The organism is Prevotella heparinolytica (assembly GCF_004342845.1).
GTDB lineage: Bacteria > Bacteroidota > Bacteroidia > Bacteroidales > Bacteroidaceae > Bacteroides > Bacteroides heparinolyticus.
The window spans coordinates 1-5,684 of sequence record NZ_SLXB01000047.1; the positions used below are offsets into that span (position 1 = coordinate 1).

Genomic DNA, 5,684 nt, shown 5'->3' on the forward strand with positions numbered 1-5,684 from the left:
GTAAAAGAGGGGATAAAAAAGAGAAAGAAAAAGAAATACAGAAGGTAAAAAAAATCACCAATAGAAACAAGAGCGAAGGAAGGAGGGCGGATATTTCCCCGGACATGCCGGTTTACGGCGGTTAGGCGGAAGGGAGACTTTTACGCCGGCCGCCCTCCCCCTGCCTGACAGAAGCAAGCCTTTCTCGCGACAGGGGCAAGTGTCCAAGCCGACAGACACTTGTGCCCAACGTGACAGACACAAGTATTTGAGCCGTCAGAGGCAAGCCTCTAACAGACCAGGGATAAACGACTGATAACCAATGAATATCCACCTTAAAATACAGGCAGACGGGTGAGGCGATTAACCTGCTGCTTATCCCGAATTCAGGTAATTTTATTCCAAAAAAGCAGTTTTATTGTGATAAAACCAAAAACATTGCGACAGATAGGGTAAATATCAACCTTATTATTTATCTTTGTTAGCTTTTAAAAGTTAGCATACTAAAACGATTAAGTACAATGAAAGATTTTCTAAAATTCACACTTGCCACCATTACCGGTATCATTTTATCAAGTGTTGTATTGTTCTTCATCAGCATTCTGGTGTTTTTCAGTATAGTATCATCTTCGGAGTCAGAAACACAAGTGCGCAAAAATTCCGTCATGATGTTAGATCTGAACGGTACGCTATCCGAACGTAGCCAAGAAAACCCGTTTGACTTTCTTATGCAAGATGATTACAAGACTTACGGATTGGACGACATCCTTGCTTCTATCAAAAAAGCAAAAGAGAACGATGATATTAAAGGGATATACATCGAAGCCACTTCACTAAATGCCGGATTTGCCTCACGCGAAGAAATACGCAATGCGCTGAAAGATTTCAAAGAATCGGGGAAATTCATCGTAGCATATAGCGACAACTACTCACAAGGCCTGTATTACTTGGCAAGCGTGGCAGACAAAGTTCTTATGAACCCTCAAGGCATGATTGAATGGAAAGGTTTAGCTTCTACACCGATGTTCTTCAAGGACCTGTTAGCCAAAATCGGAGTGGAAATGCAGATCTTCAAAGTCGGCACTTATAAATCGGCTGTGGAACCTTTCGTCTCCACAGAAATGAGTCCTGCTAACCGCGAACAGATTGAGGCCTATCTGGCTTCTATCTGGGGAAAGGTGACAAGTGATGTTGCCGAGTCTCGTAAAATATCAGTAGATTCTCTAAATGCCATTGCCAATCGTATGCTTATGTTTTACCCTGCGGAAGAAAGTGTGAAATGCGGATTGGTGGATACACTGATATACAAGAATGATGTGCGCGATTATCTGAAAACACTGGCTGGCATTGACAAAGATGACAGTATGCCCGTGTTGGGATTAGAAGATATGGTGAACATAAAGAAAAACGTCCCCAAAGATAAAAGTGGCAATGTCATTGCCGTATATTATGCATATGGAGAGATTGACGGTGTCTCATCATCTGCCACAGATGGCAAAGGAATCGACTCTAAAAAGGTTATAAAGGACCTGCGTAAGCTAAAAGACGATGAAGATGTGAAAGCAGTTGTGCTACGTGTCAACTCCCCCGGCGGAAGCGCTTTCGGTTCGGAGCAGATATGGTATGCGATAAGCGAATTGAAGAAAAAGAAGCCGGTTATTGTTTCCATGGGCGAATATGCCGCATCGGGAGGTTATTACATCTCCTGCAATGCAGACACAATTGTTGCCGAGCCTACGACGCTAACCGGTTCCATCGGTATCTTCGGGATGTTCCCTAATACCAAAGGACTGGCTGATAAAATCGGTGTAAGCATTGATGTAGTAAAGACCAATCAATATGCTGATTTCGGCACACTCACCCGCCCGATGAACGATGGCGAAAAGAGCCTGATGCAGATGCATGTAAACCAAGGCTACGATCTCTTCCTAACCCGTTGTGCCGATGGCCGTGGTATCAACAAAGAAGATTTGGATAAAATAGCTCAAGGCCGTGTCTGGACAGGCAGCAAAGCCAAAGAATTGGGACTGGTCGATGAACTGGGCGGTTTAGACAAAGCCTTAGAAATAGCCATTGCCAAAGCCAAAGTAGAAGCTTATACCGTGATAAGCTATCCAAAGAAAGAGAGCTTCCTTGAAACGCTGATGAATACAAACCCCGGCAATTACATCAAAGCCCGCATGCTGAAAGGAACGGTAGGAGATATCTATCACCAATTCAACGTATTGGAGCACTTTGACAAATATGACCGCATACAAGCACGCATCCCTTTTGAACTGAATATTCAATGACCGATAACTTTATCAAGATACGCCATTGGCTATATCCTCTCTCGTGGCTCTACGGTATGGGGGTATATTTGCGAAACAAACTCTTTGACTGGGGATGGCTCCGGTCGAAGAGTTTTGACGTTCCCGTTATATGTATAGGCAACCTCGCTGTAGGAGGAACAGGCAAAACGCCCCACACGGAATATCTGATAAAGTTACTACAAAAAGCAGGTGTCAATGTTGCTATGCTGAGTCGTGGCTATAAGCGTAAGACTCGTGGCTACAAGCTGGCAGATGAACAAAGCAGTGTGCAACAGATAGGCGATGAACCGTATCAAATAAAAAATAAATTCCCCGGCATAAGGGTAGCAGTGGATGAAGACCGCTGCCACGGCATCGAGCAACTTCTCAAGCTGAAAGACCCTGCTGTAGGAAGCATCCTATTAGACGATGCCTTTCAACATCGTTATGTAAAGGCCGGACTGAACATTCTGCTGACAGACTACCACCGCTTGCTGTGCGATGACCGTCTGCTCCCTGCCGGAATGCTTCGCGAACCTATAAGCAGCAAGAATAGAGCGCAAATCGTCGTGGTCACCAAATGTCCGGACGACCTTAAGCCAATTGATTTTAATATCATTACCAAACGGTTGCATCTATATCCCTACCAACAATTATTTTTTTCCAGACTCCGCTATGGAGAGTTGACCCCCCTATTTCCGGAAAAAACAAATGGAAAACAAAACTTTTCTTCCTTCACGAAGAATGAAGAAGTGCTTTTGGTTACAGGAATCGCCTCGCCGGCTTCTCTGCAAAAAGAAGTGAGCACCTACACCTCGCACATCAAATTGCTGACATTCGGCGATCATCACAACTTCACCTATAAAGACTTGCATCAGATAAAAAATAACTTTCTCTCTCTGAAAGAAGGGAAACGACTGATCATCACCACCGAGAAAGACGCCGCAAGGCTGAAATCTCATCCGGCACTTGATGAAACGCTGAAACCATACATCTACGTGCTGCCGATAGAAATCGTTTTTTTACAAAATCAACAATATATATTTAACCAAAACGTTATCAGCTATGTTAGAACGTATTCAAGAAACAGCAAACTTTCTGAAAGGAAAGATGCACACTCATCCTGAGACAGCAATCATCCTTGGCACCGGACTTGGCAGCCTCGCCGGCGAAATCACCGAGAAGTATGAAATAAAATACGAAGAAATCCCTAACTTCCCTATCTCCACTGTAGAAGGGCACAGCGGGAAACTAATCTTTGGCAAGCTGGGCAATAAGGATATCATGGCTATGCAAGGACGTTTTCACTTCTACGAAGGCTACTCCATGAAAGAAGTGACATTCCCCATCCGTGTGATGCGTGAATTGGGCATCAAGACTTTGTTCGTCTCCAATGCCAGCGGTGGTACAAATCCCGATTTTGAAATCGGCGACCTGATGATCATCACCGATCATATCAACCATTTTCCCGAACATCCGCTACGCGGCAAGAACATTCCCTATGGTCCTCGATTCCCGGACATGAGCGAAGCATACAACAAGGAACTGATTCGTAAAGCCGATGCCATTGCGGCCGAAAAGGGCATAAAAGTTCAGCATGGCGTTTACCTTGGCACCCAAGGTCCTACATTCGAAACTCCCTCGGAATATAAGATGTTCCACATTCTGGGTGCCGATGCAGTTGGTATGTCTACCGTACCGGAAGTAATCGTAGCAAACCATTGTGGCATCAAAGTATTCGGTGTATCTGTCATCACCGACCTTGGCGTAGAAGGCAAGATTGTAGAAGTTTCTCATGAGGAAGTGCAGAAAGCTGCTGATGAAGCACAACCCAGGATGACAGAAATTATGCGAGAACTTATTAACAGAGCCTGAAAATAATGAGAACAGAAATAGCTACCCTCGGTGAGTTTGGCCTTATCCGCCACCTCACCGAAGGCATCGAATTAAAAAACAAATCAAGTTTGTATGGCATCGGTGATGATGCTGCCGTCCTCTCCTACCCGGCAGAGAAAGAAATACTCGTAACTACCGACCTGCTATTGGAAGGCGTACACTTCGATTTGATTTACGTTCCACTCAAACATTTAGGCTATAAGTCGGCCGTAGTCAACTTTTCCGATATCTATGCCATGAACGGAACCCCCAAGCAAATCACCGTTTCACTGGGCATTTCCAAACGGTTCAGCATAGAAGATATGGAAGAGCTCTATGCAGGCATCCGTTTGGCTTGCGAGGAATACGATGTGGATATTGTCGGCGGTGACACTTCTACATCCTACACCGGATTGACAATCAGCATCACCTGCATCGGCGAAGGAGAAAAAGGCAAAGTCGTTTATCGCAACGGAGCCCGTGAAACCGACTTGATTTGTGTTACCGGCGACTTGGGAGCTGCCTACATGGGACTACAACTGCTCGAACGCGAGAAAGCTGTACTTAAAGGAGCCGACAAAGACCTACAACCAGACTTTTCCGGTAAAGAATATCTTTTGCAACGGCAACTGAAACCGGAAGCTCGTTGCGACATCATACGAAAGCTGGCAGAAGAAGGGATACAGCCCACAGCAATGATGGACATCTCTGATGGTTTGTCGTCTGAATTGCTGCATATCTGTACTCAGAGTAAAGTCGGGTGTCGCATTTATGAAGAGCATATCCCTATTGACTATCAGACTGCTGTCATGGCAGAGGAGTTCAATATGAACCTGACCACTTGTGCCCTCAACGGTGGCGAAGACTATGAATTACTATTTACTGTCCCTATTGCCGAACACGAAAAAGTTTCCGAGATAGAAGGTGTAAAACTTATTGGGCACATTACTAAACAAGAATTAGGTAATGCTCTCATTACCCGCGATGGCCAAGAGTTTCAATTAAAAGCCCAAGGTTGGAATCCCTTAAAAGGGGAAACAACTATTTCAGAAGAATCAGATAAAACAGAGTAAGAGCGAGAATAAAGTAAAATAAAACTTTTTTATTTACTTTCTAATGCAATAAACACTGATATTTAAGTCTATATTCAAATATCAGTGTTTTTTATTTCCAAACCCCTTGCACAGTTCAAAAGTTTCACTACCTTTGCAACCGCAAAAGAGGAAAACATGGTGCCATAGCTCAGTTGGTAGAGCAAAGGACTGAAAATCCTTGTGTCCCCGGTTCGATTCCTGGTGGCACCACTTTCAAAATATCACGAAACGTTGTAACTGAACAAGTTACAGCGTTTTTTGCTTTTCCGGGGTAAACAATGGTAAAACATTCATTGAAAATACATTTAAATGCCTGCTTATCAATTACAGAAGTTCCATATATTTGTTTTATCACTAGTGGGCACTTTAAATTAAACATCGTTCTTTGAAATCTTTGATAATCGCATAGTTATGTATCTTTTTGTAGCGTGACGATTTGAATTGA

General features: G+C 43.8%; 4 protein-coding genes and 1 tRNA gene. All 5 read left to right on the plus strand.

Translation table 11 applies throughout. The features are described from left to right. The first annotated feature begins 500 nt into the window (after positions 1-500). The 5 genes from sppA to EV202_RS14670 all read left to right on the plus strand — a co-directional run bounded on the left by sppA (position 501) and on the right by EV202_RS14670 (position 5,449). Complete coding sequence (sppA, locus tag EV202_RS14650) at positions 501-2,270, plus strand: signal peptide peptidase SppA (protein ID WP_106070301.1); 1,770 nt, start codon at positions 501-503, stop codon at positions 2,268-2,270. Then, entirely contained in the window at positions 2,267-3,397 is a 1,131-nt protein-coding gene (gene lpxK, locus EV202_RS14655) for a tetraacyldisaccharide 4'-kinase (protein ID WP_106070300.1), read from the plus strand. The genes sppA and lpxK overlap by 4 nt, the downstream gene beginning before the upstream one ends. Beyond that, the gene (locus EV202_RS14660; protein WP_106070299.1) at positions 3,336-4,145 is read left to right on the plus strand and encodes a purine-nucleoside phosphorylase; all 810 of its coding nucleotides are present in this window, start codon (positions 3,336-3,338) and stop codon (positions 4,143-4,145) included. Before lpxK ends, EV202_RS14660 begins: the two co-directional genes overlap by 62 nt. Positions 4,146-4,150: 5 nt before the next feature. Continuing rightward, complete coding sequence (thiL, locus tag EV202_RS14665) at positions 4,151-5,218, plus strand: thiamine-phosphate kinase (RefSeq protein ID WP_125240157.1); 1,068 nt, start codon at positions 4,151-4,153, stop codon at positions 5,216-5,218. 158 nt (positions 5,219-5,376) lie between these two features. Further along, positions 5,377-5,449, plus strand: a tRNA-Phe gene (locus tag EV202_RS14670). Positions 5,450-5,684 lie beyond the last annotated feature (235 nt).

Excerpts from the sequence above, each read along its gene's own strand:
- lpxK (WP_106070300.1), top strand. The coding sequence starts at position 2,267 with ATGACCGATAACTTTATCAAGATACGCCATTGGCTATATCCTCTCTCG.
- thiL (WP_125240157.1), top strand. The coding sequence starts at position 4,151 with ATGAGAACAGAAATAGCTACCCTCGGTGAGTTTGGCCTTATCCGCCAC.
- EV202_RS14660 (WP_106070299.1), top strand. The coding sequence starts at position 3,336 with ATGTTAGAACGTATTCAAGAAACAGCAAACTTTCTGAAAGGAAAGATG.
- sppA (WP_106070301.1), top strand. The coding sequence starts at position 501 with ATGAAAGATTTTCTAAAATTCACACTTGCCACCATTACCGGTATCATT.